Consider the following 22,771-nt stretch of genomic DNA (forward strand, 5'->3'; position numbering starts at 1 on the left):
GCCTCGGAGTCGGCGGCCCGCTGTGCGTGCAGCTCCTTCCACAGGGACTCCGCCTTGCTTCGTGCGAGCTCCTGCGCACGCTGAGCGTCTTCGCCCTTCTGCCGCAGAGCATGCTCCGCACGCAGGCCGTCGACCTTCAGATGCAGGGTCGCGTCCGGCTCGAACGGCTTTCGATCCCGGGATCCGGCCTGGTCATTGCCGTCTTCCGGGTCGCCCGTCCGCTCCGTTGCGTCCGTCACGACTGCGTCTCCCCTCGCACTCGGTCTTGCGCGCGCGGTTAGACACGACGGGTGGCAGGACCGCGGTGGGCGCGGCGCTGCGAGCCCCCCTCAACCCCCGGTCTTTCGGCTCCTCGCGGCCAGCTTAAATTATCAGCGATCTTTTCAATATCTCCGCACAAGTATCGGACAGAAAGGAACGCTCATGAAATTCTGAGGTGCAGTGATGCCCATCACTCCCTCAGTACTCCCGTTAGCCTGTCCCCATGCCCCGCTACGAGTACCGCTGCCGCACCTGCGGCGACACCTTCGAACTGTCCCGCCCCATGGCCGAGTCGTCCGCCCCCGCAGCATGCCCTCAGGGGCATGAAGACACCGTAAAGCTCTTGTCCACGGTGGCGGTGGGCGGCACCGCCTCCACGCCCGCCCCCGGTGCGGGCGGCGGCGGTTGCTGCGGCGGCGGTTGCTGCGGCTAACCCTCGCTGCGGACCGTCCGCAGGAATTCCCGCAGGATTCGTTCCCCGGCGAGCACTCCGCGTTCCGGCAGTGCGACGACGGCCGGCCCGGCCCATCCGGCGTCGGCCAACTCGCCGTGCCCCGGGCGCCAGCCACGGTCCGCGGCCAGCAGCAGGTCGGCGTCGAGCAGCGAGTCCCCGGCGGCCAGCGTCAGCACGGCCCCGGTCCGCCGCGCGACCTCCCGCATCGCCGCGCTCTTCGTCAGCGGCTTCGGCACGGCGTAGATCTTCCGCCCCTGCAACGACACCGTCCAGCCGCGGTTCTCCGCCCACACCGCGAGGTTCTTCACCCATTCCCCGGGCAGCAGTTCCCGCTCCACGACCAGATAGGCGAACAGGTCCTCCGCGACCCGGAGTTTGCGCAGCCACACCGGGTCGGCGTGCTCCGACAGATACGCGCACACCTCCTCCAGCGGCGCGCACTCCTCGGCCAGCCGCGCCTGCACCCACTCGTGCCAGTCCCCGTCGGACACCCCGTCCACCAGCAGATGGCCGCCGTTGGCGCAGATGGCGTACCGCGGCGCGGGCCCCGGCAGGTTGATCCGCTCGTACTGCTTGCGGGTCCGGGTGGTCGTCGGCACGAAGACGGCCGCGTCGCCGAGCTCGGTCAGCAACTGCGCGGAGGTCTCGGTCAGGTAGGACAGCGGCCTGCTCTCGTGCACCTCGACGCAGAGCAGCCGGGGCGCCCGCGCGTCCGGCATGGTCAGGGAGAGCGCGCCCGCCGAGTAGATGAGCGTACGGTCGAGGTCGCTCGCCACCAGCACGGCCATCAGCCGTTCACCGCCCTGCCGTCGGCGCCGGTCGCCCCGCGCGTGTACTTGGGATGGATCAACCCGACACAGGTGTACGGCAGTTCACCGACCTCCTCGACGGGCACTCCGCGCTGCTCGGCCAGCAGCCGCACATGGTCGAGGTCGGCTCCCGCCCCGGCCCGCGCCAGGATCTTCCAGGGCACCCGGCGCAGCAGCACCCGGGTGGTCTCCCCCACCCCCGGCTTGACGAGGTTCACGTCGTGGATGCCGTACTCCTCGCTGATCCGCTCGACGGCCGCCCAGCCCTCCCAGGTCGGCGTGCGGTCCGCGACCGCCAGCTCCTTGACGGCCGCGTCCACCGCGTCGACGGCCTCCGCGAACCGGTCGGCGACCGCGTCCAGGAACGCCACCGACACATCGGCCCCGGCCAGCTCGCGGTAGAACTTCGCGCCGTGGAAGTCGTCGGGGCCCACCAGGTCGGCCCGCAGCACGGTCCGTGAGATCAGCCCGGAGACGGTCGAGTTGAGGCAGGCGGAGGGGATCAGGAAGTCCTCCCGGGTACCGTACGTCCGCACGCACGACCCGGGGTCCGCGAGCACCGCGATCTCCGGGTCGAACCCGCAGACGCCCTCGCGCTCCTCGAACTCCGCGACCGCGTCGGCGAGTTCCCGGGTGATCGCGCCCTTGCCGGTCCAGCCGTCCACGAACACGACGTCCCGCGGGTCGTGACGGTTCGCCAGCCAGCGCAGCGCGTTCGCGTCGATACCGCGGCCGCGCACGATCGACACCGCGTAGTGCGGCAGGTCGAGGTCGTACCTGAACCGCGCCCAGCGGCGCATCAGGACGCCCACCGGGGTCCCGGCGCGGGCCAGCGAGACGAGTACCGGCCGGGCCGGCCGTTCGGCCAGGACGGTCTCCGTGACGACCCCGACCGCCTGTGCGATCCGGGCGGCCGAGGTCTCCAGTGCCGCGTGGAAGAGCGCCTGGTACCGCTCGCTCGGCTGGTACTCGACCGGCAGCGACTCCGCGTAGTGCGCGCCGCCGCTCTGGATCGCCTCCTCGCGCTCCTCGGTCGGCGCCTCCAGCGTGACGTCCGAGAGGTCCTGGAGCAGCCAGCCGACGTCCTCCGGCGGGTACGAGGAGAAGGCGGGGCCGCGGAGGGGCTCGGGCAGCATGGCGGGGCTCTCTTCGGTCAGCGCGGGGACGTACGACGGTACAACCGCGAGCAGGACATGCGGGACATACGCGCCGAGCCGGGCCAACAGACCGTCCGGGGCGTGCAGTTCGGGGGTGTCACCGGCCGAGTCGACGAAGACGACCACGGCGTCGAAGCCGGCGCCGGCCACGTTGTACGCGTAGCGCTCGCCGGGGCCGTCGGCGGGGTCGTCGTGGGCCGGGAAGACGAGCCGGCTGCGGATGGCGTAACCGGGGTCGTCGACGGCCAGCACGGGTGAACGGGTGGTCGTGGAGTACCGCACCTCGGCGGCGACGAGGGGCTCCAGCTCACGGGCGACCCGGAGGGGGGCGTACATCAGCTCCTCGAAGCCGAGCGTGAGCACGCGGCGGGCGCCCAGGGGCAGTGCCTCGGCGAGGCGTGCGGCCATGGCCGGGAGGGCCGTCTCGAGGCGTATTCGGTGAGCGGGGGTGAATCCGTGCCGTCCCCCGTCGGGGAGACCGTGCGGCCAGTGCAGGTCGACGCGGGTGACGTTGCCGGTCGTCCGCGGGCCGGTGGGGGCCGTTCGCGCCCCCGCGGCGGTGGCCGCAGTCTCAGCACAGCCCCGCGCCCCTGGGCGGGGGGACTGGCCGTCGGCCTCAGGAGCAACCGCGGCGAGGGGTGCGGGGAACCGCGCGCTCAGCCCCGACGGCGCCGCACCCGCCCGGTCCTCCTGCCCGGCACCCTCCTCGTACCGCGCCACCAGCTCCTGCCCTTTCTCCAGCACCCCCGCCGGCAGGCGAACGGTGCCGGAGGCGCCGGCCACCAGGTCCGCCCTGGCGCCGATCTCACCGGCGAGATCCGCGAGGCGCCCCGCGTCCGCCGGTGACCGCATGTCCACCAGGGCCACCACGACGTAACGTTTCCGCGGATAACGGGCGTGCAGATCCCTGATCGTGTTCAGGATCGTGTTGCCCGTGGAGAACTCGTCGTCCACCAGGACCAGCGGGCCCTCGCCGGAGAGCAGGGCGGGATCCTCGGGGAGCAGAAGGTGGGACGTGGCGTGCGAGTGGGACTCCTCGAAGCCGCCGGCCGGGGTCACCCCGGGCACCGGGCGGCGCGTGGAGTGCAGGTAGGGGGCGAGGCCGATACCGTCGGCCACCGCATGCCCGAGGCCGGTGGCCGTCTCGGCGTAGCCCACCACCACCGCCCGGGCCGCCTCCTCGTCACCGAGGAGCTCGCGCACCCGGCGGCCGAGGGTGAACCCGTGGCCGTACACCACCGTCGGCGACTGGGGGACGTGCTTGCCCAGCACGTTGGAGACCAGCAGGTGGGCCCGTTTCGGGTTGCGGCGCAGGGCGAGCCCGAGGAGGGCCCGCAGGCCGTCGTCGCCCACGATGTCCACGCCGAGCCGCTCCGCGACCCAGCTGCCGGACCAGTCCCCGTTGTTCACTGCGATGTTCATGTGCTTCCTGTGCCGTCCGCTAGGGCCCGTCAACCGGGGATTCCGGCGGCGAGCAGCTCCACGAAGCCCACGTCCTCGTTGGCCACGCCGAACACCTCGGCCCGCAGCATGGTCCGCTCGGCCCAGGCGCGGTGCGGCTTCACCTCGTTCATCTTGTTCGTGTACGCCGACCGAAGTACACCCCCACCGCCCCGTTCCGGCCGCAGGATGTCCTGGGCGTCGCAGAACTCCTCGTGACTGACGACCGACAGCGCGTGCACGGGCAGGACGTGCGAGGGGTGGATGCAGGTCTTGCCGAGCAGCCCGTTGGCCTGGTCCAGGGAGATCTCCCTGAGCAGGCCGTCCATGGCGTGCTCGATCAGCCGGTCGCGCAGTTCCACGGCCTGCCCCTCCAGGAAGGGGCTGGTCCGCAGCATCGGCTTGAACATGCGCTCGGGCACCCGGAAGTACTCCCAGACCGGTCCGGTCACGGTGAACCCGGTGCCGTCGGCCCGTCCCAGCATGTTCACCACGTCGGCGATGACGGAGGCGATGATCTGCACGTCGTAGGCGGTCATGTCGGGTGCCCGCCGCAGCCCGTACGACGAGCAGAAGTCGGTCACACCGAGACGCAGCGCCAGCACCTTGTCGCGGTACTTGTCGACGGCGCGGGCGATGCCCTCCAGGGCGTCCACGCGCGTCTCGCGGTACATCAGCTCGGGCGTCTCCAGGACGGGCATCCCGAACAGCCGGCGGCCGCTGCGCGTCTCGGCGCCGTCCAGGGCCTGCAGGAAGGGGATGCCGCGCTCCTCGGTGAACTTAGGGAACACGAAGCCGGACAGCAGCGACACGCTGTCCCCGAGCCGTCTCACCAGATCGGGGATCTGCTCGGGCTCGCGGACCCGGATGAAGAGCAGCGGGACCTCCGCGCCCGCCCGGACCCGGGCGGCCAGGTCGGCGAACTGGCGGACGAGGTTCTCCTCGCCCGCCACCACGTCCTCGTCGCCGATGGAGTCCTCCAGGCACAGCACCATCGAGACCACGCCGACCCGTGCCTGCTTGACGACGTCGTCGGCGAGCCGCTCCCGGGTGGCCGGGCTGTACAACGTGGCGCCCAGGGCGGCCGAGAGCAGCCGGGCGGGGGAGTCGGCGGTGAACTCGCACGGCTCCTGGTGGAAGAGACGCTGGCGCACCTCAGGTGCGATGTGCCCGAAATGACGCATAAAACTCCCCGTGGCGTGGGCCCAGCCTGTGGATTGGGTAAAGGGTGGCCGGTAATAGTACGTACAAAGCCATGTCGAGGGTTCCCGCCGGGCATGAATTCCAGGTAACCCGCCTGTGTCGGGCGCGAGGCCCCCCGCGTTGTCGTGACCAGGACCGAGAGGGCAGGATGACCGCATGACGCACGCGATGCTGAAGGGGTCGAACGTCCCGCTGAAGGCCACCACGGTCCGGGCCGTGCTGCGCTGGACGCCCGGGCAGGGAGTTCCGGACGTGGACGCCTCGGCGCTGCTCCTCGGCCCCGACGGACGTGTGCGCTCCGACGAGGACTTCGTCTTCTACAACCAGCCCCGGCACCCGTCCGGGAAGGTCTGGCGGCTCGGCAAGAAACGGGTGGCCGAAGGCCTCACCGACACGATCCAGACAGATCTCTCCGGTGTCGAGCCCAATGTCGGCCGAATCCTCCTGGTCGCGTCGGCGGACGGCATCCCCTTCGAACACGTACCCGCCCTGCGCATCTTGCTGTACGACGCCTCGGCCCCCGACGCCGAGCCGCTGGCCCACTTCGACATCAAGCCGGAGACCGGCGCCGAGACGGCCCTGATCTGCGGCGAGCTGTACCGCAGGGGCGAGGGCTGGAAGTTCCGCGCGCTGGGCGAGGGGTACAGCAACGGCCTCAAGGGCCTGGCGACCGACTTCGGCATCTCGGTGGACGAATCGGAGACGCTGGACGAGCCCCAGGCCGCCCAGCCCCTGCCGCCCGAGCAGCCGACCTCCGTCCCGGCCCAGCCCGCGTACGGGTACCCCCAGCCGGCCTCACCGGCCCCGCAGCCGGCCTACGGCTACCCCCAGCAGCAGCCCCCGTCGGGCTACGGCTATCCCCCGCCGGCCCCGGTCCCGGTGGCCACGGTCCCGAACACGGACTTCCGGCTGCCTCCCCAGGGGCCGCAGTTCATCGGACGATGACGGGGGCCGGACCACCGGCCTACTTCTCCACCTTCGTCTTGTAACCCCGCCCCCACTGCAGCCCCCACCCGTACAACCGGTCCAGCTCGCCCTGGAACCCGTACACGAACTTCACCTCCCGCCGGACGACCAGTTCGCCCTTCACGTTCTCGATCATCACCACCGCACAGGACCGGGCCTGCGGATGCCGTTCGTCCAGGCCGATCTCGATCCGCGGCCCGTTGCTCGGGTACAGGGTCACGATCGCGTGGGTGCGGTCGAACGCCGGCGTCTGGTCGTAGATGTACACGAAGACCAGCAACCGCTTGATGTCGTCGCGGTGGTCGAGGTTGACGTACATCGTCTCGCCGGACGCCGACCCGAACCGGTCGTCGCCGCTGAGCTTGATGTACGGCGGGGCGTTGACGTCGCCGAGCAGGCCGCCGAGCGGCTGTACGACCCCCTTGCTCCCGTCGGACAGCTCGTACAGCGCCCCGAGGTCGAGGTCGACGTTGACCATGCTCTGCCCGTGCCCGATCACCTCCGGCGGCCTGAGCGCCTTGAAGGGGTGCCGGAACAGGCTGGTCCGCTGCTCGCCGTCGAAGTCGGAGGTCCGCATCCGCCAGCTCAGGTTGACGCGCAGGTTGCCGGTGGCCGCGCCCTGCTTGGTGAGGGACACCTGCTGGTGCCGCTTGGTGAGCTCGATGGAGTTGGACGCGGCGCTGCCCGAGTCGAACTCGGCCGCCCTTCCGCCCAGCAGCCCGTCGAAGAAACCCATTCCCGCCCCCAGAGACTTCCGCCGACGCCTCGGGGCGGCCGACCGCGTCGGCCGCCCCGAACAGAGCGTTCCTCGTGCAGAAGGGTGTCACACCCTTCGTTTTCGGCCCGGTGAGCCGGTTCAGACCCCGGACGGGACCTCAGCCTTCTCGTCCGTCCCCGCATTTCCCTCGGCCGCCGCCAGCCGCTGGTTGCGTCGCACGGAGGACCAGAACGACCAGGCGATCAGGACGACGCCGACGAGACCGGTGATGACCTCGTTGATCTCGTACTGGATGGTGACCATCAGGATCACGGCCAGCGCGCCGATCGCGTAGTGGGCGCCGTGCTCCAGGTAGACGTAGTCGTCGAGGGTGCCCTGCCGGACCAGGTAGACCGTGAGCGAACGGACGTACATCGCGCCGATACCGAGGCCGAGGGCCATGAGCACGATGTCGTTGGTGATGGCGAACGCGCCGATCACGCCGTCGAAGGAGAAGGACGCGTCCAGGACCTCCAGGTAGAGGAACATGAAGAACGCGGCCTGACCGGCGAGCACGACCGCCGATTTCTTCTTGCCGGTGCGCTCGGCCTCCTCCTCCGCCTCGTGCTCACGCTCCTCCTCGGCTTCGAGCCGGTCCTCGAAGAAGCCGGAGAGACCACCGACGATCATGTAGGTGATCAGGCCGGCGATGCCGGCGATCAGGACCGTCTGCGCCTTGTCGACATGGCCGCCGCCGTGCTGGTGGGCGTGGGTGGCGAAGGTGAAGGAAGTGATCAGCAGGACGATCAGGGCGATGCAGACCGACAGCATGTCGACCTTGCCGAGCTTGGCGAGCGGGCGCTCGATCCAGCGCAGCCACTGGATGTCCCGGTCCTCGAAGATGAAGTCGAGGAAGATCATCAGCAGGAACATGCCGCCGAAGGCGGCGATCGCCGGGTGGGCGTCGGTGACCAGTTCCTGGTAGCGGTCCTTGTTGTTGAGTGCGAGGTCGACGGCCTCGATGGGGCCCATCTTGGCGGTGACCGCGACGATCACCACGGGGAAGACCAGCCGCATGCCGAAGACCGCGATGAGCACACCGACCGTGAGGAAGATCTTCTGCCAGAAGGCATTCATCTTCTTCAGGATTCCGGCGTTGACGACCGCGTTGTCGAACGACAGGGAGATCTCGAGGACGGCCAGGATGGCCACGATCCCGAAAGCCTCCCACCCCCCGTAGAAGACCGCGGCGACCAGGCCGAGCGCGGTGATCGCGAACGACCAGCCGAAGGTTTTCAGAAGCACTGGTTACCCAATCATGGTGTGTGGGGGTACCTCCCAGACGGAGTCTGGAGGAGGATCTCCCCTCGCGCCGTACTCGGCTTTACTCATTGTTGACCACGGAGTCTAGAGGGCATCGGTGTCCTACGGCTCGCGCGGGCCCTGCATCCGGCTGTGACGAGTGCTACGAAACGTTCACACCGAAGTCGAGCGCGATGCCCCGCAGCCCCGACGCGTACCCCTGGCCGACGGCCCTGAACTTCCATTCGCCCTGGTACCGGTAGAGCTCGCCGAAGATCATGGCGGTTTCACCGGAGGCGTCCTCGCTGAGGTCGTAGCGGGCGAGCTCCTGGCCGTCGGCCTGGTTGACGACCCGGATGAACGCGTTGGAGACCTGCCCGAAGGTCTGGCCGCGCTCGTCGGCCATGTGGATGGAGACCGGGAAGGTGATCTTGTCGACGTCGGCCGGCACCTTGGGCAGGTCGACCAGAATCGATTCGTCGTCGCCCTCGCCCTCGCCGGTCAGGTTGTCACCGGTGTGCTCGACCGAGCCGTCGGGGCTCTTGAGCTGGTTGTAGAAGACGAACCACTCGTCACCGAGCACCCGGCCGTCCTTGCACAGCAGCGCGCTGGCGTCCAGGTCGAAGGGGGCGCCGGTGGTGGAGCGGGCGTCCCAGCCGAGTCCGATCATGACGTTGGTGAGGTTCGGTGCGGCCTTGGAGAGGGAGACATTGCCTCCCTTGGCGAGCGTGACGCCCATGGTGATGGTCCTCCCCTAGTGGTGCTTCTCCGGTTGTCCTGCGCGTCCGGCGCCGACCGTAAACGGTGCGGCGCCGGACAGAGCGGACGTGCGAGAGCCCGGGCCCCCGGCCTGGCTCAGACGTTGACGCCGAAGTCCTGGGCGATGCCGCGCAGGCCGGAGGCGTAGCCCTGGCCGATGGCGCGGAACTTCCACTCCGCGCCGTTGCGGTACAGCTCACCGAAGACCATCGCGGTCTCGGTCGAGGCGTCCTCGGACAGGTCGTAGCGGGCGATCTCGGCGCCGCCCGCCTGGTTCACCACGCGGATGAAGGCGTTGCGGACCTGGCCGAAGGACTGCTGGCGGTTGTCCGCGTCGTAGATCGACACCGGGAAGACGATCTTGTCGACGTCGGCGGGGACCGTGGCCAGGTTGACCTTGATCACCTCGTCGTCGCCCTCACCCTCGCCGGTGAGGTTGTCGCCCGTGTGCTCGACCGAGCCCTCGGGGCTCTTCAGGTTGTTGAAGAAGACGAAGTTCTGGTCGCTGCCGACCTTGCCCTCGGTGTTCAGCAGCAGAGCGCTGGCGTCCAGGTCGAAGTCGGTGCCGGTGGTGGTCCGGACGTCCCAGCCCAGACCGACGAGGACCGCGGTCAGGCCCGGGGCCTCCTTCGTCAGCGATACGTTGCCGCCCTTGCTGAGGCTGACTCCCACGAGTTCTCCCTTGTGGTGTCCAGGGGCGGGGAGCCCCCGTCGTGCTTCGGATACCGGATCAACGATTCGATCCTAGTGACGGGTTCCCGCCCCCTGCAGGCCCTGGACCCCGAAGAATTACCGGGTGTCGGCCACGTGCACCCCTGGGGGACCGGCGGGCGGTCTACAGGGCGTCGAGGGCCCGCACGTAGTCGTTCAGGTCGCGCGCGTCCGGCAGTGCGTTGACCACGGTCCACCGCACGACGCCCTCCTTGTCGATGACGAAGGTGCCGCGGACCGCACAGCCCTTGGCCTCGTCGAAGACCTCGTAGGCGCGCGAGGTCTCGCCGTGCGGCCAGAAATCGCTGAGCAGCGGGTACTCCAGGCCTTCCTGCTCGGCGAAGACCCGCAGGGTGTGGATGGAGTCGTTGGAGACGGCGAGCAGCTGGGTGTCCCGGTCCTCGAACTGCGGCAGGTTGTCGCGCAGCTCGCAGAGCTCACCGGTGCACACGCCCGTGAAGGCGAACGGGTAGAAGAGCAGCACGACGTTCTTCTCGCCGCGGAAGTCGGACAGCCTCACGGACCGGCCGTGGTTGTCCTTGAGCTCGAAGTCGGGCGCCTTGTCGCCGACCTGGATCGCCATCGCTGCATCCCTTCGTCAGGGTCTGTTCGGGTGAGAACACCCTATGCGGCGGCCTTCGGGCGGCGATCACGGCAGGCCGGCGGACGGACCGGGACACGGTCCGTCCGCCGGTCGGGGCTCAGCGCTTCTTGGCGGCGCCCTTCGGGGTCAGCAGCCGGCTGCCGTTCCAGTCCTTGCCCACGCTGACGCTCTTGGTCTGCGAGAGGCCGGCGGTCGTGGCCGCCTCGCCGATGTCGCTCGGCTCGACGTAGCCGTCACGGCCCGTCTTCGGAGTCAGCAGCAGGATCCAGCCGCCTTCCTCCATGTACGTGACGGCATCCACCAGCGCGTCCGTCAGGTCGCCGTCATCCTCACGGAACCACAGCACCACGGCGTCGGCCACGTCGTCGTAGTCCTCGTCCACCAACTCGGTGCCGATGGTGTCTTCGATGGACTCACGGAGTTCCTGGTCGACGTCGTCGTCGTAGCCGATCTCCTGGACCACCTGGTCTGGCTGGAACCCCAGCCTGACGGCAGGGGTGGTCCGCTCCTCCGCGTGGTCCGCGGTCGCGCTCACGGGTTGCCTCCTGATCATGTCTTGTTGATTAACTCAGCCACGCGCGTGCGCGAAGCATTGGCCGTAGTCCACACGGGCGGGACGGATCGCGCAAGTACCCGGCCGTTCAGACCGCCGAAACGGTGACGATCCCGGCCGTGTCGCCGCAACTCCCGGCACCGTATCGCAGTCAGGTGTGGCACACACCACTCCCTTTTGCCCGCAATGTTCCTTTCGGAATCATCCTCACATACGACGGTCGAACGAGTTTGCCAAGCGCGTCACACCTCGGGCGTATCGTTGCGTTTTGGCCGGGACCGAGTTACCTCGCGGTAGAGATGACGTGCGCTGCCACGGGGTGGACGATGGACAGCGGTGCGGTGGAAACGCAGGGACGTGCGGGAAATCGCAGGAAAACGCAGGTAATCATTGCCCCTCTGACAGGTAAGGAACAGCGTGGCTTCCGGATCCGATCGCAACCCGATCATCATTGGCGGCCTTCCGAGTCAGGTTCCTGACTTCGATCCCGAGGAAACCCAGGAGTGGCTCGACTCGCTCGACGCCGCCGTGGACGAGCGCGGCCGGGAACGGGCCCGTTATCTGATGCTCCGCCTGATCGAGCGCGCCCGCGAGCGGCGGGTGGCCGTGCCCGAGATGCGCAGCTCGGACTACGTCAACACGATCCCCACGCGCGCGGAGCCGTTCTTCCCGGGCAACGAGGAGATCGAGCGCAAAATCCTCAACGCGACCCGCTGGAACGCGGCCGTCATGGTCTCCCGCGCCCAGCGTCCGGGCATCGGCGTCGGCGGTCACATCGCGACCTTCGCCTCCTCCGCGTCCCTCTACGACGTCGGCTTCAACCACTTCTTCCGCGGCAAGGACGACGGCCGCGGCGGCGACCAGGTCTTCTTCCAGGGCCATGCCTCCCCCGGCATCTACGCGCGCGCCTTCCTGCTCGACCGGCTCGGCGAGGAGCAGCTGGACGGCTTCCGCCAGGAGAAGTCGAAATACCCGAACGGCCTCTCCAGCTACCCGCACCCGCGCTCGATGCCGGACTTCTGGGAGTTCCCGACGGTGTCGATGGGCCTCGGCCCGATCGGCGCGATCTACCAGGCGCGGATGAACCGCTACATGCACGCGCGCGGGATCGCCGACACCTCGGATTCGCACGTCTGGGCGTTCCTCGGCGACGGCGAGATGGACGAGCCGGAGTCGCTCGGCCAGCTGTCCATCGCCGCGCGTGAGGGCCTGGACAACCTGACCTTCGTGGTCAACTGCAACCTCCAGCGGCTCGACGGCCCGGTGCGCGGCAACGGCAAGATCATCCAGGAGCTGGAGTCGGTCTTCCGGGGCGCCGGCTGGAACGTGATCAAACTGGTCTGGGACCGCACCTGGGACCCGCTGCTCGCCCAGGACCGCGACGGCGTCCTGGTCAACCGGATGAACACGACCCCGGACGGGCAGTTCCAGACCTACGCCACCGAGTCCGGCGCGTACATCCGCGACCACTTCTTCGGCGACGACCAGCGGCTGCGCGCCATGGTCGAGCACATGACCGACGACCAGATCCTGCACCTGGGCCGCGGCGGCCACGACCACCGCAAGATCTACGCGGCGTTCAAGCAGGCCACCCAGCACCGGGGTCAGCCCACGGTCATCCTGGCCAAGACGATCAAGGGCTGGACCCTGGGCCCCAACTTCGAGGGCCGCAACGCCACGCACCAGATGAAGAAGCTGACGGTCGCCGACCTCAAGGGCTTCCGGGACCGGCTGCACCTGCCGATCTCCGACCAGGAGCTGGAGTCCGGCCTGCCGCCGTACTACCACCCGGGCCGGAACTCGGAGGAGATCCAGTACATGCACGACCGGCGCAAGGGGCTCGGCGGCTACGTCCCGACCCGCGTCGTGCGCTCCCGGCCACTCGCCCTGCCGGACGAGAAGGTGTACGCGACCGTGAAGAAGGGCACCGGCCAGCAGTCCATCGCGACCACCATGGCCTTTGTCCGTCTCCTCAAGGACCTCATGCGGGACAAGGAACTCGGCCGCCGTTTCGTACTGATCGCGCCGGACGAGTACCGCACCTTCGGCATGGACTCCTTCTTCCCGAGTGCGAAGATCTACAACCCGCTCGGCCAGCAGTACGAGTCGGTGGACCGCGACCTGCTGCTCGCCTACAAGGAGTCGCCGACCGGCCAGATGCTGCACGACGGCATCTCCGAGGCCGGCTGCACCGCCTCCCTGATCGCGGCGGGCTCCGCCTACGCCACCCACGGCGAGCCGCTCATCCCGGTCTACGTCTTCTACTCGATGTTCGGTTTCCAGCGCACCGGCGACCAGTTCTGGCAGATGGCCGACCAGCTGGCGCGCGGTTTCGTCCTGGGCGCGACCGCCGGCCGTACGACCCTGACCGGTGAGGGCCTCCAGCACGCCGACGGCCACTCCCAGCTGCTCGCCTCGACGAACCCGGGCTGCGTGGCCTACGACCCGGCGTACTCGTACGAGATCGCGCACATCGTCCAGGACGGCCTGCGCCGCATGTACGGCGGCGACGCCGAGCACCCGCACGGCGAGGACGTCTTCTACTACCTGACCGTCTACAACGAGCCGATCCAGCACCCGGCCGAGCCGGCCGACGTGGACGTCGACGGCATCCTCAAGGGCATCCACCGGATCAGCGCGGGCACCGAGGGCACCGTCCCGGCGCAGGTCATGGCGTCCGGTGTCGCGGTCCCGTGGGCGATCGAGGCGCAGCGGATCCTCGCCGCCGACTGGAACGTGAAGGCCGACGTCTGGTCCGCCACCTCCTGGAACGAGCTGCGGCGCGAGGCCGTGGCGTGCGAGGAGCACAATCTCCTGCACCCGGAGGAGGAACAGCGCACCCCGTACGTGACGCGCAAGCTGAGCGGCGCCGAGGGTCCGTTCGTGGCCGTGTCCGACTGGATGCGATCGGTTCCGGACCAGATCGCGCGCTGGGTGCCGGGCACGTACCAGTCGCTGGGTGCCGACGGCTTCGGCTTCGCCGACACGCGCGGCGCGGCACGCAGGTTCTTCCACATCGACGCGCAGTCGATCGTGGTCGCGGTGCTGACCGAGCTGGCCCGCGAGGGCAGGCTGGACCGTTCGGTGCTCAAGCAGGCCATCGACCGGTACCAGTTGCTGGACGTGACGGCGGCGCACCCGGGCGCGGCGGGCGGCGACGCGTAGCCGCTGCGCTCGGCTTCGGCCGGGACGGGTGGGGGGACAGCGGGGAACTGCGGCCACGTCGTGGCTGGTCGCGCAGTTCCCCGCGCCCCTTCGGGGGCGCGACGACGCTTACGATGCCCGCATGGAGCGACAGTCCGCGCAGGTGCGTTGGGAGGAGCTGACCCAACGGCCGTTGCTGGCGCTCGCGGTGGCCTTCGCCGTCGCCTACGCGCTGCCGATCGTGGACGGTTCGGCCGGGCACACCCTCACCGCCGCGTGCACGGGCGCGGAGTGGGTGGTGTGGGGTTCGTTCGCCGTGGACTACCTGGTGCGGCTCGCCCTGGCGCCCCGGCGCAGGGAGTTCGTGCGCACGCACTGGATGGACCTGTGCGCGGTGGTGCTGCCGCTGCTCCAGCCGCTGCGGCTGCTGCGGCTCGTCGCGACGCTGACACTGGTGGGCCGGCGGGCCCGGATGGCCTCGCAGATCCGGCTGACGACGTACGTGGTGGGCGCGGTCGTCGGGCTGCTGATGTTCGGGTCGCTCGCCGTGCTCTCGGTGGAGCGGGACTCCCCCAACGGGAACATCCGCACGCTGGGTGACGCCCTGTGGTGGTCGTTCACGACGATGACGACCGTGGGGTACGGCGACCACGCCCCGACGACCGGGCTGGGCCGGATGATCGCGGTCGGCCTGATGCTGTCCGGGATCGCCCTGCTGGGTGTGGTGACCGCGAACATCGCCACCTGGTTCATCGCCCGGTTCGAGAAGGACGACGTGGAGGAGCGCCGGCAGACGGAGGCGATCGCCTCACTGACCGAGGAGGTCCGGGCGCTCAGGGCCGAGGTGGCGGCGTTGCGCCCGTCGGCGCCGGCGGGGTGCCCGGCGTGCCCCGTACAAGGGGCGGACAACTGCGCGGCAGGCCCCCGCCGGTCGACGGGCTAGACCGACACGCCCGCCAGCCAGAACAGCGCCAGCAGTGTGTCGATCGCCCCGAGCACCACCGCCACCAGCGCCGGTATGGAACTCTTCGGGTTCCATACCCGGCCCATGGAGAGCCAGCCGCACACGAGTGCCGCCGGCCCGAGCACGATCCCGAGGGCGAAGAAACCGACCACGGCGAAGATCGTGCCGATGATTCCGAGCGTGCCACGGTCCAGCCCGTCCCGCATACCTGTGCGGCCGCGTGAACGGGGGTACCCACGTGTTCGTTGGCCGAAGCTCGCCATCATCAACTCCCTGGTGTCCATGGACTGTTCGGGTGTGATGACCGGGTACCCCTGTTCCGCGCCGGCAGACCTGCCCGTGCGCTGCCCCCCTCCAGCAGCGCGCCGCGGCCCGGTCGCCCTCCCATGCTCTGCGGAGGACTTGACCCACTGTGACCTGCGGCGCGTGCCGAGTGCGAGGAATCCGTGGCGGCGTCACCCTGATAGGGGAATCCCACCGGAGGAAGACGGGCATATCGGACACTTCGGTGCGCTGAACCCGCGTCAGACGTGTCCGACGCCCGCGCCGGCCTCCGCGTTCTCGCCGCGCTTGGTGAGCAGCGCGACCAGGATCGCGACCGCCGCGACGCCCGCCGCGACCAGCGAGGCGAGGCTCATGCCGGAGATGAACGTGTCGTGGGCGACGTCGGAGATCTTCGCGGCGATCTCCGCGGGCGTGCCGTCGGCGACCGGCGCGACACCGACCTGGACCGCTTCGGAGGCCTGCGCCAGCTGTGCGCCGGTCAGCTTCGGCAGCCCCGCGCCGGCCCAGTTGCCCGGCAGGTCGCTGTCGACCTTGGAGGCCATCACGGCGCCCAGCACGGCCGTACCGAGGCTGCCGCCGATCTGCATCGCGGCCTGCTGGAGGCCGCCGGCCACACCGGACAGCTCCATCGCCGCGTTGCCGACGATGACCTCGGTGGCGCCGACCATGACCGGCGCGAGACCGAGACCGAGCAGGGCGAACCAGATGGACATCAGGCCGCTGCCGGTGTCCGCCTTCAGGGTGGACATGCCGTACATGGCGATCGCGGTGGCCGCCATGCCGCCGGCCAGCGGGATCCGCGGGCCGAGCTTGGTGATCGCGGCACCGGCCAGCGGGGAGCCGACGATCATCATGCCGGTGAGCGGGAGCAGGTGGAGACCGGCGTCGACCGGGTCCATGCCGTGCACGTTCTGCAAATAGAAGGTCACGAAGAACAGGCCGCCCATGAAGGCGATGGCCATCAGGACCATGAGCACGACGCCCGCCGAGAGCGGGACCGAGCGGAACAGGCCGAGCGGGATCAGCGGTTCCTTGACCTTCGTCTCCCAGAAGGAGAAGAGGGCGAAGCCCAGCACCGACGCGGCCATGAAGGTCCACGTCCTGCCGTCGCCCCAGCCCCAGCTCGGCGCCTTGATGAGCGCCCAGACCAGGCAGAACATGGCGCCGGAGAGCAGGGCGATGCCGAGCAGGTCGAAGGAGCGCGGGGCGTTCTCGGCGCGGTGGTCGAGCAGCATGACCACGCCGAGGACGAGGGCGAGCAGGCCGACCGGCACGTTGATGAAGAACACCGACTGCCAGCTGACGTGCTGCACCAGCACGCCGCCGAGGATCGGGCCGCCCGCGGTGGAGGCCCCGATGACCATGCCCCAGATGCCGATCGCCATGTTCAGCTTCTCGGCCGGGAAGGTGGCCCGCAGCAGGCCGAGCGCGGCCGGCATCAGCAGCGCGCCGAACAGACCCTGGAAGACGCGGAAGGTGACGACCAGGCCGATGCTGTCGGACAGGCCGATGGCGCCCGAGGCGGCGGCGAAGCCGACGACGCCGATCAGGAAGGTCTGCCGGTGGCCGAAGCGGTCACCGAGCTTGCCCGCGGTGATCAGGGAGACCGCGAGGGCGAGGAAGTAGCCGTTGGTGATCCACTGCACCTGGGCGAAGGTGGCGCCGAGGTCCTTCTGGATCGCCGGGTTGGCGATGGCCACGATGGTGCCGTCGAGGGCGACCATCATGACCCCGACGGCGACGGTGATCAGCGTGAACCAGGGGTGGCCGCGCAGGCCGGAGGCCGGCGGCCGTTCCGGCAGGGCTGCAGGTGGTGCGTCCCCCGAACCCGCCGTGTCGATCGTGGTCTGACTAGTCATACCGTCGAGGCTAGTGACAGTCACTGACAGTTGACAAACGAAATCACTAGTCAGTAACTGTCAGACATGGAAACGCTGCGCGAACGCAAGAAACAGCGCACCCGGGACGCGCTGCTGCGCAATGCGCTGGAGCTGTTCGTGACCCGGGGGTACGAGCACACGACCGTCGACGAGATCGCCGAGTCCGTCGACGTCTCGCAGCGCACCTTCTTCCGCTACTTCGCCAGCAAGGAGGACGTGGCCTTCTTCGTGCCACGGCTCACCGAGGCGCACTACGTCGAGTCGGTGCGCCGGCGCCCGGCCGGGGAGACCCCGCTGGAGGCGCTGCGCCGGTCCGTCGTGGACAGCTGGGACACCATCGAGGAGGCCGTCGAGCGGTACGTCCCGGTGGAGCTGCTGATGCGCACGTACAAGATGATCGAGGCGACGCCGGCCCTGTTCGCCGCTCATCTGCGGCGCCAGTCGGAGACGGAGGAGGAGATAGCGCGGATCGTCGCCGAGCGGGAGGGCGTCGACCCGGACACCGACCCCCGGCCCCGGCTCGTGGTCGCCGTGTTCGGCGCGGTGATCCGGGTGACCGAGCGGCAGTGGTCGGTCGGCGACGACTTCAGCGTCACGGCGATCCGCGAACTCACCGCGTCGTACCTCGATCAGATGGGGCCGGCGCTCACCGGGAACTGGCGTGAGAGCCCCGCGGGCCGGGACAGGCCGCAGGAGGCGTGATGAGCCACACGCGGGCCGAAACGTGATACCTGTCACTCGGTTACCGTGAGACCCCTTCGTTCTCCTAGTGTGTCCTCCCAGTGACTTCCTTCGACACCTCCCCGCCACTGAACGTCTGGCGCGCACTGCTCGCCCTGGCCGTGGTGTTCGTGATGCTCGCGACCACCGGCTGGACGGCCATGCGCGCGCACCGCGAGACCACCGCCCTGCAGACCTCCCTCAGCAAGTGGGAGCACGGCAGGATGCACGGCCTGCGCCTGCCGGACCCGAAGGCGTCCCCCGCGCTGCTCGGCCGCTTCTTCGCCACGCTCACCGCGCAGGAGCGGAGCCGGCTCGCGCACCGCTACCCGCTCGCGGTCGGCAACATGAACGGCGCGCCGGCCGCCCTGCGTTACCGGGCCAACCGCATCGCACTCGACCAGCAGCGGGCCGTCGACAGGCACCGCATGCACGACCCACGGCTCAGTGCGGCCGGACAGCAGGACGCCGGGCGCCGCATGCACCGTTACGAGGCCCTGATGGCCAAGGGCCGGCAGATCCTCGCCTTCGACCCGGACGGCAGCGGGCGGGTCGCCGAGGTGTTCGGCGATCTCACCAGGGCCGAGCGGATCTCCGTCGTCGTCCCCGGGGTCGACACCGACCTGCTCACCTTCCAGCGGACGAACCGCCAGTACACCGCCCCGGTGGGCATGGCCAAGGCGCTGTACTCGGCGGAGCACACGGCGAGCCCCTCGACCCGCACGGCGGTGATCGCCTGGGCCGACTACACCGCGCCCGACGGACTCGGCGTGGGCGCGGCGACCGGCTCGGCGGCCGAGCAGGGCGCCGTGCGCCTCGACGCGCTGCTGCGGGCGCTGCCCGGTGAGGCGCCGGTGTCGATGTTCTGTCACAGCTACGGCTCGGTGGTCTGCGGGGTGGCCGCGCACGACATGCCGGACCGGGTGTCCGACATAGCCGTGGCCGCCAGCCCCGGGATGCGGGTCGAGAACGCCTCGCACCTGGGCACCTCCGCCCGGGTGTGGTCGATGCGGGACGCCACCGACTGGATCCAGGACGTCCCCTACCTGGAGTTCGGCGGACTCGGCCACGGCGCCGACCCCGTCTCCTCCTCCTTCGGGGCACGGGTGCTGTCGGCGCACGACGCACAGGGGCACGCCGGCTACTTCGAGCCGGGCACGGACAGCCTGCGCAATCTCGCCGACATCGGGGTTGGCGCGTATGACGCGGTGACGTGTGCCCACGACGATGACGGGTGCCGGGCGGGTTTGTCCGGCACGTCGATGGCCGGACGCGCGTAGAGACAGCAGGAAGTGCGGTATGCGCGGGGATGGGACTGAGAAGCACGTGCCGCATACGATGAGCCGCATGGGTGACGTACTGGCCGGATTTCATGCCGCCTGGGAGTTCGAGTCCGACTCCGTGCTCATCCGCTATGAACGGGGGATTCGAACACCCAGGCTCTTCCAGACGCTGGGGGAACGCCGGGTGCCGTTCGCCGCGCTCACGGGGGTGACGCTCGCTCCGGGCAAACGGGGCACCGTGGTCCTGCGCGCCGAGCCGCGCCCGGGCGCTGATCCCCTGATGGAGGCGGCCGCCGGCCAGCTCAAGGACGGCAGCGACCCCTACCGGCTCGTCCTCCCCGCGGAGCGGGAGACGCTCGCGGAGTACTACGCCGACGAACTGCGGCCGCTGCTCACCGGGTCCGCGTCCGAACCGGCCGAGAGGTTCCTGGTGGCCGCGCCGGAGCCGCCCCGGCAGTTCAAGGCGTACGACGGCAAGGCGAGCTTCGACGGCAAGGCCGTGCACTTCCGCTGGTCGTGGACGGGCGCCTCGACCGCGAAGTGGAAGGCCGGCGACCAGCGGTTCGCGGTGGCCGACCTCGGGGGCGTGGAATGGCGGTCCCCGGAGGTCTTCGAGGGGCATCTGCGGCTGCTGCGCCGCACGGACCTCACGGGGGCCGCGCCGCCGGTACCGGCCGACCAGGACCCGGCGACCGTGGTCTTCGGGCTCGGGTACGGGCCGGTGCACGAGTCGCTGCCGTTCGCCGCGGCGGTCCTGGAGGCGGTACGGGCCAAGGGCGGGGCCGCGCTGCCGGCGTCGGCCGGCCGGCGGGACCCCGCCGACATCGCGGAGCGGATTCGCCATCTGGGCGAACTGCACGAGGCGGGGCTGGTCACGGACGAGGAGTTCGCCGCGAAGAAGGCGGAGCTGCTGGCGGAGCTGTGAGCCGCGGTGGTTCGACAGGGACGGTTCAGCTGCCGCCCGTCTCGTAGAAGCTGATCTTCCGGTCCAGCACCGACAGGGTGTCGTGCAGTTCGGCGATGCGGGACACGACGTCCCTGCGCGTCTGTTCCAGCAGCTCCCTGCGCTCCGCGTAGGTGCCGTCGCCCTCCCGCACCAGCTCGGCGTAGCGGACCATGTCCGCCACCGGCATCCCGGTCAGCCGGAGCTTGGTCACGAAGTCCAGCCAGTCCAGGTCGCTGTTGCTGTAGCGGCGCTGGCCGGTGTGGGAGCGGTCGATGTGGGACATCAGCCCGATCCGCTCGTACCAGCGCAGGGTGTGGGCGGTCAGTCCGGTGAAGGCGACGACCTCGCTGATCGTGTAGCGGTCCTGGCCCTCGGGGCGCGGATGCCGGCGGGGCGGGGCGGAACAGATGTCGGCGGGTGCGCGGTCGGACTGCTGAGTGGGGGCCGCGGTCGAGGTCTGCATCACCGTCATGACCCAACGCTATGACCTTCGAGTGCGCTCCAAGCAAGCGGAACCCGGCAAGACGGTAAGAATGCGCGCGACGCGGGCGCCGGCCGGTGACTAGCGTGCGGGGGTATGAGTCTCGTACGTCGTGCCAGGCCCGAGGACGCACCCGAAGTGCTGCGGCTGCGCCAGATCATGATCGACGCCCTGCCCGGCGGGGACACCGTCACCGACTGGCACACGCCGGCGCTGCCGGGGCTCCGGGAGAAGCTGGGCGAGCCGGACGGGGACTTCGCCGCGTTCGTCGTCGACCACCCGGACCGGCCCGACGCACTGGCCGCGCTGGTCGCCGGGACCGTCGACTACCGGATCGGCAAGGCGTCCAGTCCGCACGGCCGCTCCGGGTACGTCTTCAGTGTGGCCACCGACCCGGACGCGCGCCGCCGCGGGTACGCGCGCGCGTGCATGGCGGAACTGCTGGCCTGGTTCCGCGAGCGGGGCGCCGGGCAGGTCATGCTGACCGCGTCCGCCGAGGCCGAGTCCCTCTACGCCTCGCTCGGCTTCGTCCACAAGCCGGACCCCACGATGACCCTGACACTCTGATCCCCTTAGGCTCGTCCGCATGTCCTTGCGGAGCCTTGCGTTGATCGAGAACTGGCCGGTCCCCACCGCCGCGGCGGGTGCCGTCCGGGCCGACGGGACGGTCCTCGGCACCCACGGTCCGGCCGGGCAGCGCTTCGCGCTGGCCTCCGTGACCAAGCCGCTCGCCGCGTACGCGGTGCTCGTCGCGTACGAGGAGGGGGCGGTCGAGCTCGACGAACCGGCCGGTCCCGAGGGGTCGACGGTACGGCATCTGCTCGCGCACACCTCGGGGCTGGCCTTCGACGAACACCGGGTGACGGCGCCGCCCGGGGAGCGGCGGCTGTACTCCAACGCCGGGTTCGAGGTGCTCGGGGACCATGTCGCCAAGGCTACGGAGATCCCGTTCGGCGAGTACCTGCGGCAGGCGGTGCTGGAGCCGCTGGGCATGACGTCGACGGCCCTGGACGGATCGCCGGCGAAGGACGGCGTGTCCTCGGTCCTGGACCTGCTCCGCTTCGCGGCGGAGTTGCAGGCGCCGCGGCTGCTGGATCCGCGGACGGTGGCGGAGGCGACGCTGACCGTCCAGTACCCGGGGACCAAGGGCGTGTTGCCGGGGTACGGCCACCAGAACCCGAACGACTGGGGGCTCGGCTTCGAGATCCGGGGCGCCAAGTCCCCGCACTGGACGGGGTCTTCGTCCTCCCCCCGCACCTTCGGCCACTTCGGCCAGTCGGGCACGTTCCTGTGGGTGGACCCCGAAGTGGGGGTGGCGTGCGCCGCTCTGACGGACCGCCCGTTCGGCCCCTGGGCAGTCGGGGCGTGGCCGGCGTTCACGGATTCTGTACTGACGGAGCTGCCCGGCTGAGCCCTGCCGGACCCGGCGCCCAGCCGCACGACCGCCCGCGGTGGACAACGACCGTCGCTACCCGGCCATCTCCCACAGCAACAACTCCGCGTCCGTGATCCCCGACGCGTCCAGGTCCTTCGCCTCGGCGATCCGCACCGAGTCCCCCGGACCCAGCCGCTCCGCACCCACCCGTACCTCCCCCCGCACCACGTGCGCGTACACGTACGCCCCGTCCGGGACCGCCGTCCGCTCCCCCGCCGCCAGCCGGCGGACGTGCAGCATCGCCGCCGCCTCCGGGACCGCGTACGGCGTCGAGTCGGCGATGCCGCGGACGGTCTCGTACGACGGCTCACCGCCGGGCCGCACCGGCGCCAGCCACATCTGCACGAACACCAGCGGCCCGGCCCCGTCGTTGCGCTCCACATGGCGGACGCCCCCCGCCGAGCTGAGCCGCTGCACGTCCCCCCGGCGCACCACCGTCTCGTTGCCTGCCGAGTCCCGGTGGGTCAGTTCGCCCTCCACCACCCAGGTCACGATCTCGGTGTGGCTGTGCGGATGCTCGTCGAAGCCGGCCCCCGGGGCCAGCCGCTCCTCGTTGCACGCGATGATCGCGCCGAAGCGGAGGTTGTCGGGGTCGTAGTGCGGTCCGAAGGAGAAGGCGTGGCGGGAGTCGATTCCGGCCGCCGGGTCTCCTCCGGGGTAGCGTTCGGCCGCGCGCCGTACGTCCATCACAGCACCACCGTAGACCGCAGTCGGCAC

Annotated in this window: 22 protein-coding genes; 9 read left to right on the forward strand and 13 right to left on the reverse strand. The window is 70.1% G+C overall.

Features of this window, described 5'->3' with window-relative positions; translation table 11 throughout:
- Nucleotides 1-484 precede the first annotated feature (484 nt).
- A complete protein-coding gene (locus ACZ4O3_RS20850; protein ID WP_467723502.1) occupies nt 485-694 on the forward strand; it encodes an FmdB family zinc ribbon protein in 210 nt (69 codons plus the stop codon).
- Here ACZ4O3_RS20850 and ACZ4O3_RS20855 read toward each other — a convergent pair.
- From ACZ4O3_RS20855 to ACZ4O3_RS20865, 3 genes are read right to left on the reverse strand one after another with little or no spacing between them, the layout of a single operon-like run.
- Nucleotides 691-1,503 (reverse strand): HAD family hydrolase, encoded by an 813-nt coding sequence (locus ACZ4O3_RS20855; protein WP_467723504.1) that lies wholly within the window; start codon nt 1,501-1,503, stop codon nt 691-693. The two genes, ACZ4O3_RS20850 and ACZ4O3_RS20855, sit on opposite strands and share 4 nt — an antisense overlap.
- Nucleotides 1,503-4,103 carry a phosphoribosyltransferase gene (locus ACZ4O3_RS20860; RefSeq protein ID WP_467723505.1) on the reverse strand — a complete coding sequence of 867 codons (2,601 nt, stop codon included), beginning with the start codon at nt 4,101-4,103 and terminating at the stop codon, nt 1,503-1,505. Before ACZ4O3_RS20860 ends, ACZ4O3_RS20855 begins: the two co-directional genes overlap by 1 nt.
- A gap of 29 nt (nt 4,104-4,132) precedes the next feature.
- Entirely contained in the window at nt 4,133-5,305 is a 1,173-nt protein-coding gene (locus tag ACZ4O3_RS20865) for an HpcH/HpaI aldolase/citrate lyase family protein (RefSeq protein WP_362713192.1), read from the reverse strand.
- 175 nt (nt 5,306-5,480) lie between these two features.
- Between ACZ4O3_RS20865 and ACZ4O3_RS20870 the strand changes: the two genes are divergently transcribed.
- A complete protein-coding gene (locus ACZ4O3_RS20870; RefSeq protein WP_362713191.1) occupies nt 5,481-6,269 on the forward strand; it encodes a TerD family protein in 789 nt (262 codons plus the stop codon).
- 19 nt (nt 6,270-6,288) lie between these two features.
- Here ACZ4O3_RS20870 and ACZ4O3_RS20875 read toward each other — a convergent pair whose 3' ends face one another.
- From ACZ4O3_RS20875 to ACZ4O3_RS20900, 6 genes are all read right to left on the reverse strand, one after another.
- Nucleotides 6,289-7,026, reverse strand: coding sequence for a TerD family protein (locus ACZ4O3_RS20875; protein ID WP_362713189.1), 738 nt, complete (start codon nt 7,024-7,026; stop codon nt 6,289-6,291).
- Between the two features lie 120 nt (nt 7,027-7,146).
- Entirely contained in the window at nt 7,147-8,292 is a 1,146-nt protein-coding gene (locus ACZ4O3_RS20880) for a DUF475 domain-containing protein (protein ID WP_362713187.1), read from the reverse strand.
- A gap of 160 nt (nt 8,293-8,452) precedes the next feature.
- Nucleotides 8,453-9,028 carry a TerD family protein gene (locus tag ACZ4O3_RS20885; RefSeq protein WP_362713186.1) on the reverse strand — a complete coding sequence of 192 codons (576 nt, stop codon included), beginning with the start codon at nt 9,026-9,028 and terminating at the stop codon, nt 8,453-8,455.
- Between the two features lie 116 nt (nt 9,029-9,144).
- Nucleotides 9,145-9,720 (reverse strand): TerD family protein, encoded by a 576-nt coding sequence (locus ACZ4O3_RS20890; protein ID WP_362713184.1) that lies wholly within the window; start codon nt 9,718-9,720, stop codon nt 9,145-9,147.
- 163 nt (nt 9,721-9,883) lie between these two features.
- Nucleotides 9,884-10,342 carry a peroxiredoxin gene (locus ACZ4O3_RS20895; protein ID WP_362713182.1) on the reverse strand — a complete coding sequence of 153 codons (459 nt, stop codon included), beginning with the start codon at nt 10,340-10,342 and terminating at the stop codon, nt 9,884-9,886.
- Nucleotides 10,343-10,460: 118 nt separating this feature from the next.
- Nucleotides 10,461-10,898, reverse strand: coding sequence for a DUF3052 domain-containing protein (locus tag ACZ4O3_RS20900; protein ID WP_351692127.1), 438 nt, complete (start codon nt 10,896-10,898; stop codon nt 10,461-10,463).
- Nucleotides 10,899-11,333: 435 nt separating this feature from the next.
- Between ACZ4O3_RS20900 and aceE the strand changes: the two genes are divergently transcribed.
- The gene (gene aceE / locus ACZ4O3_RS20905) at nt 11,334-14,081 is read left to right on the forward strand and encodes a pyruvate dehydrogenase (acetyl-transferring), homodimeric type (RefSeq protein ID WP_467723508.1); all 2,748 of its coding nucleotides are present in this window, start codon (nt 11,334-11,336) and stop codon (nt 14,079-14,081) included.
- A gap of 121 nt (nt 14,082-14,202) precedes the next feature.
- Complete coding sequence (locus ACZ4O3_RS20910; RefSeq protein WP_362713178.1) at nt 14,203-15,003, forward strand: potassium channel family protein; 801 nt, start codon at nt 14,203-14,205, stop codon at nt 15,001-15,003.
- Here ACZ4O3_RS20910 and ACZ4O3_RS20915 read toward each other — a convergent pair.
- Nucleotides 15,000-15,287, reverse strand: a complete 288-nt coding sequence (locus ACZ4O3_RS20915; protein WP_362713210.1) for a small hydrophobic protein — start codon at nt 15,285-15,287, stop codon at nt 15,000-15,002. The two genes, ACZ4O3_RS20910 and ACZ4O3_RS20915, sit on opposite strands and share 4 nt — an antisense overlap.
- Nucleotides 15,288-15,548: 261 nt before the next feature.
- Entirely contained in the window at nt 15,549-17,168 is a 1,620-nt protein-coding gene (locus tag ACZ4O3_RS20920) for an MFS transporter (protein WP_362713176.1), read from the reverse strand.
- Nucleotides 17,169-17,234: 66 nt separating this feature from the next.
- Between ACZ4O3_RS20920 and ACZ4O3_RS20925 the strand changes: the two genes are divergently transcribed.
- The 3 genes from ACZ4O3_RS20925 to ACZ4O3_RS20935 all read left to right on the forward strand — a co-directional run bounded on the left by ACZ4O3_RS20925 (nt 17,235) and on the right by ACZ4O3_RS20935 (nt 20,117).
- A complete protein-coding gene (locus ACZ4O3_RS20925) occupies nt 17,235-17,891 on the forward strand; it encodes a TetR family transcriptional regulator (RefSeq protein WP_362713174.1) in 657 nt (218 codons plus the stop codon).
- A gap of 80 nt (nt 17,892-17,971) precedes the next feature.
- Nucleotides 17,972-19,189 carry an alpha/beta hydrolase gene (locus ACZ4O3_RS20930; protein ID WP_467723510.1) on the forward strand — a complete coding sequence of 406 codons (1,218 nt, stop codon included), beginning with the start codon at nt 17,972-17,974 and terminating at the stop codon, nt 19,187-19,189.
- A 58-nt stretch (nt 19,190-19,247) separates the two neighbouring features.
- Nucleotides 19,248-20,117, forward strand: coding sequence for a DUF4429 domain-containing protein (locus ACZ4O3_RS20935; RefSeq protein WP_384987654.1), 870 nt, complete (start codon nt 19,248-19,250; stop codon nt 20,115-20,117).
- A 25-nt stretch (nt 20,118-20,142) separates the two neighbouring features.
- Here ACZ4O3_RS20935 and ACZ4O3_RS20940 read toward each other — a convergent pair whose 3' ends face one another.
- Complete coding sequence (locus ACZ4O3_RS20940) at nt 20,143-20,610, reverse strand: MerR family transcriptional regulator (protein ID WP_362713168.1); 468 nt, start codon at nt 20,608-20,610, stop codon at nt 20,143-20,145.
- A 105-nt stretch (nt 20,611-20,715) separates the two neighbouring features.
- Between ACZ4O3_RS20940 and ACZ4O3_RS20945 the strand changes: the two genes are divergently transcribed.
- Together ACZ4O3_RS20945 and ACZ4O3_RS20950 are read left to right on the forward strand one after the other, a co-directional pair.
- A complete protein-coding gene (locus ACZ4O3_RS20945; protein ID WP_467723512.1) occupies nt 20,716-21,186 on the forward strand; it encodes a GNAT family N-acetyltransferase in 471 nt (156 codons plus the stop codon).
- A gap of 19 nt (nt 21,187-21,205) precedes the next feature.
- Nucleotides 21,206-22,030 carry a serine hydrolase domain-containing protein gene (locus ACZ4O3_RS20950; RefSeq protein WP_362713165.1) on the forward strand — a complete coding sequence of 275 codons (825 nt, stop codon included), beginning with the start codon at nt 21,206-21,208 and terminating at the stop codon, nt 22,028-22,030.
- Nucleotides 22,031-22,087: 57 nt separating this feature from the next.
- Here the strand turns inward: ACZ4O3_RS20950 and ACZ4O3_RS20955 are convergent, their stop codons facing one another.
- Nucleotides 22,088-22,741 carry a pirin family protein gene (locus ACZ4O3_RS20955; RefSeq protein ID WP_467723514.1) on the reverse strand — a complete coding sequence of 218 codons (654 nt, stop codon included), beginning with the start codon at nt 22,739-22,741 and terminating at the stop codon, nt 22,088-22,090.
- Nucleotides 22,742-22,771: the final 30 nt, after the last annotated feature.

The organism is Streptomyces sp. NPDC026515, from assembly GCF_055567595.1.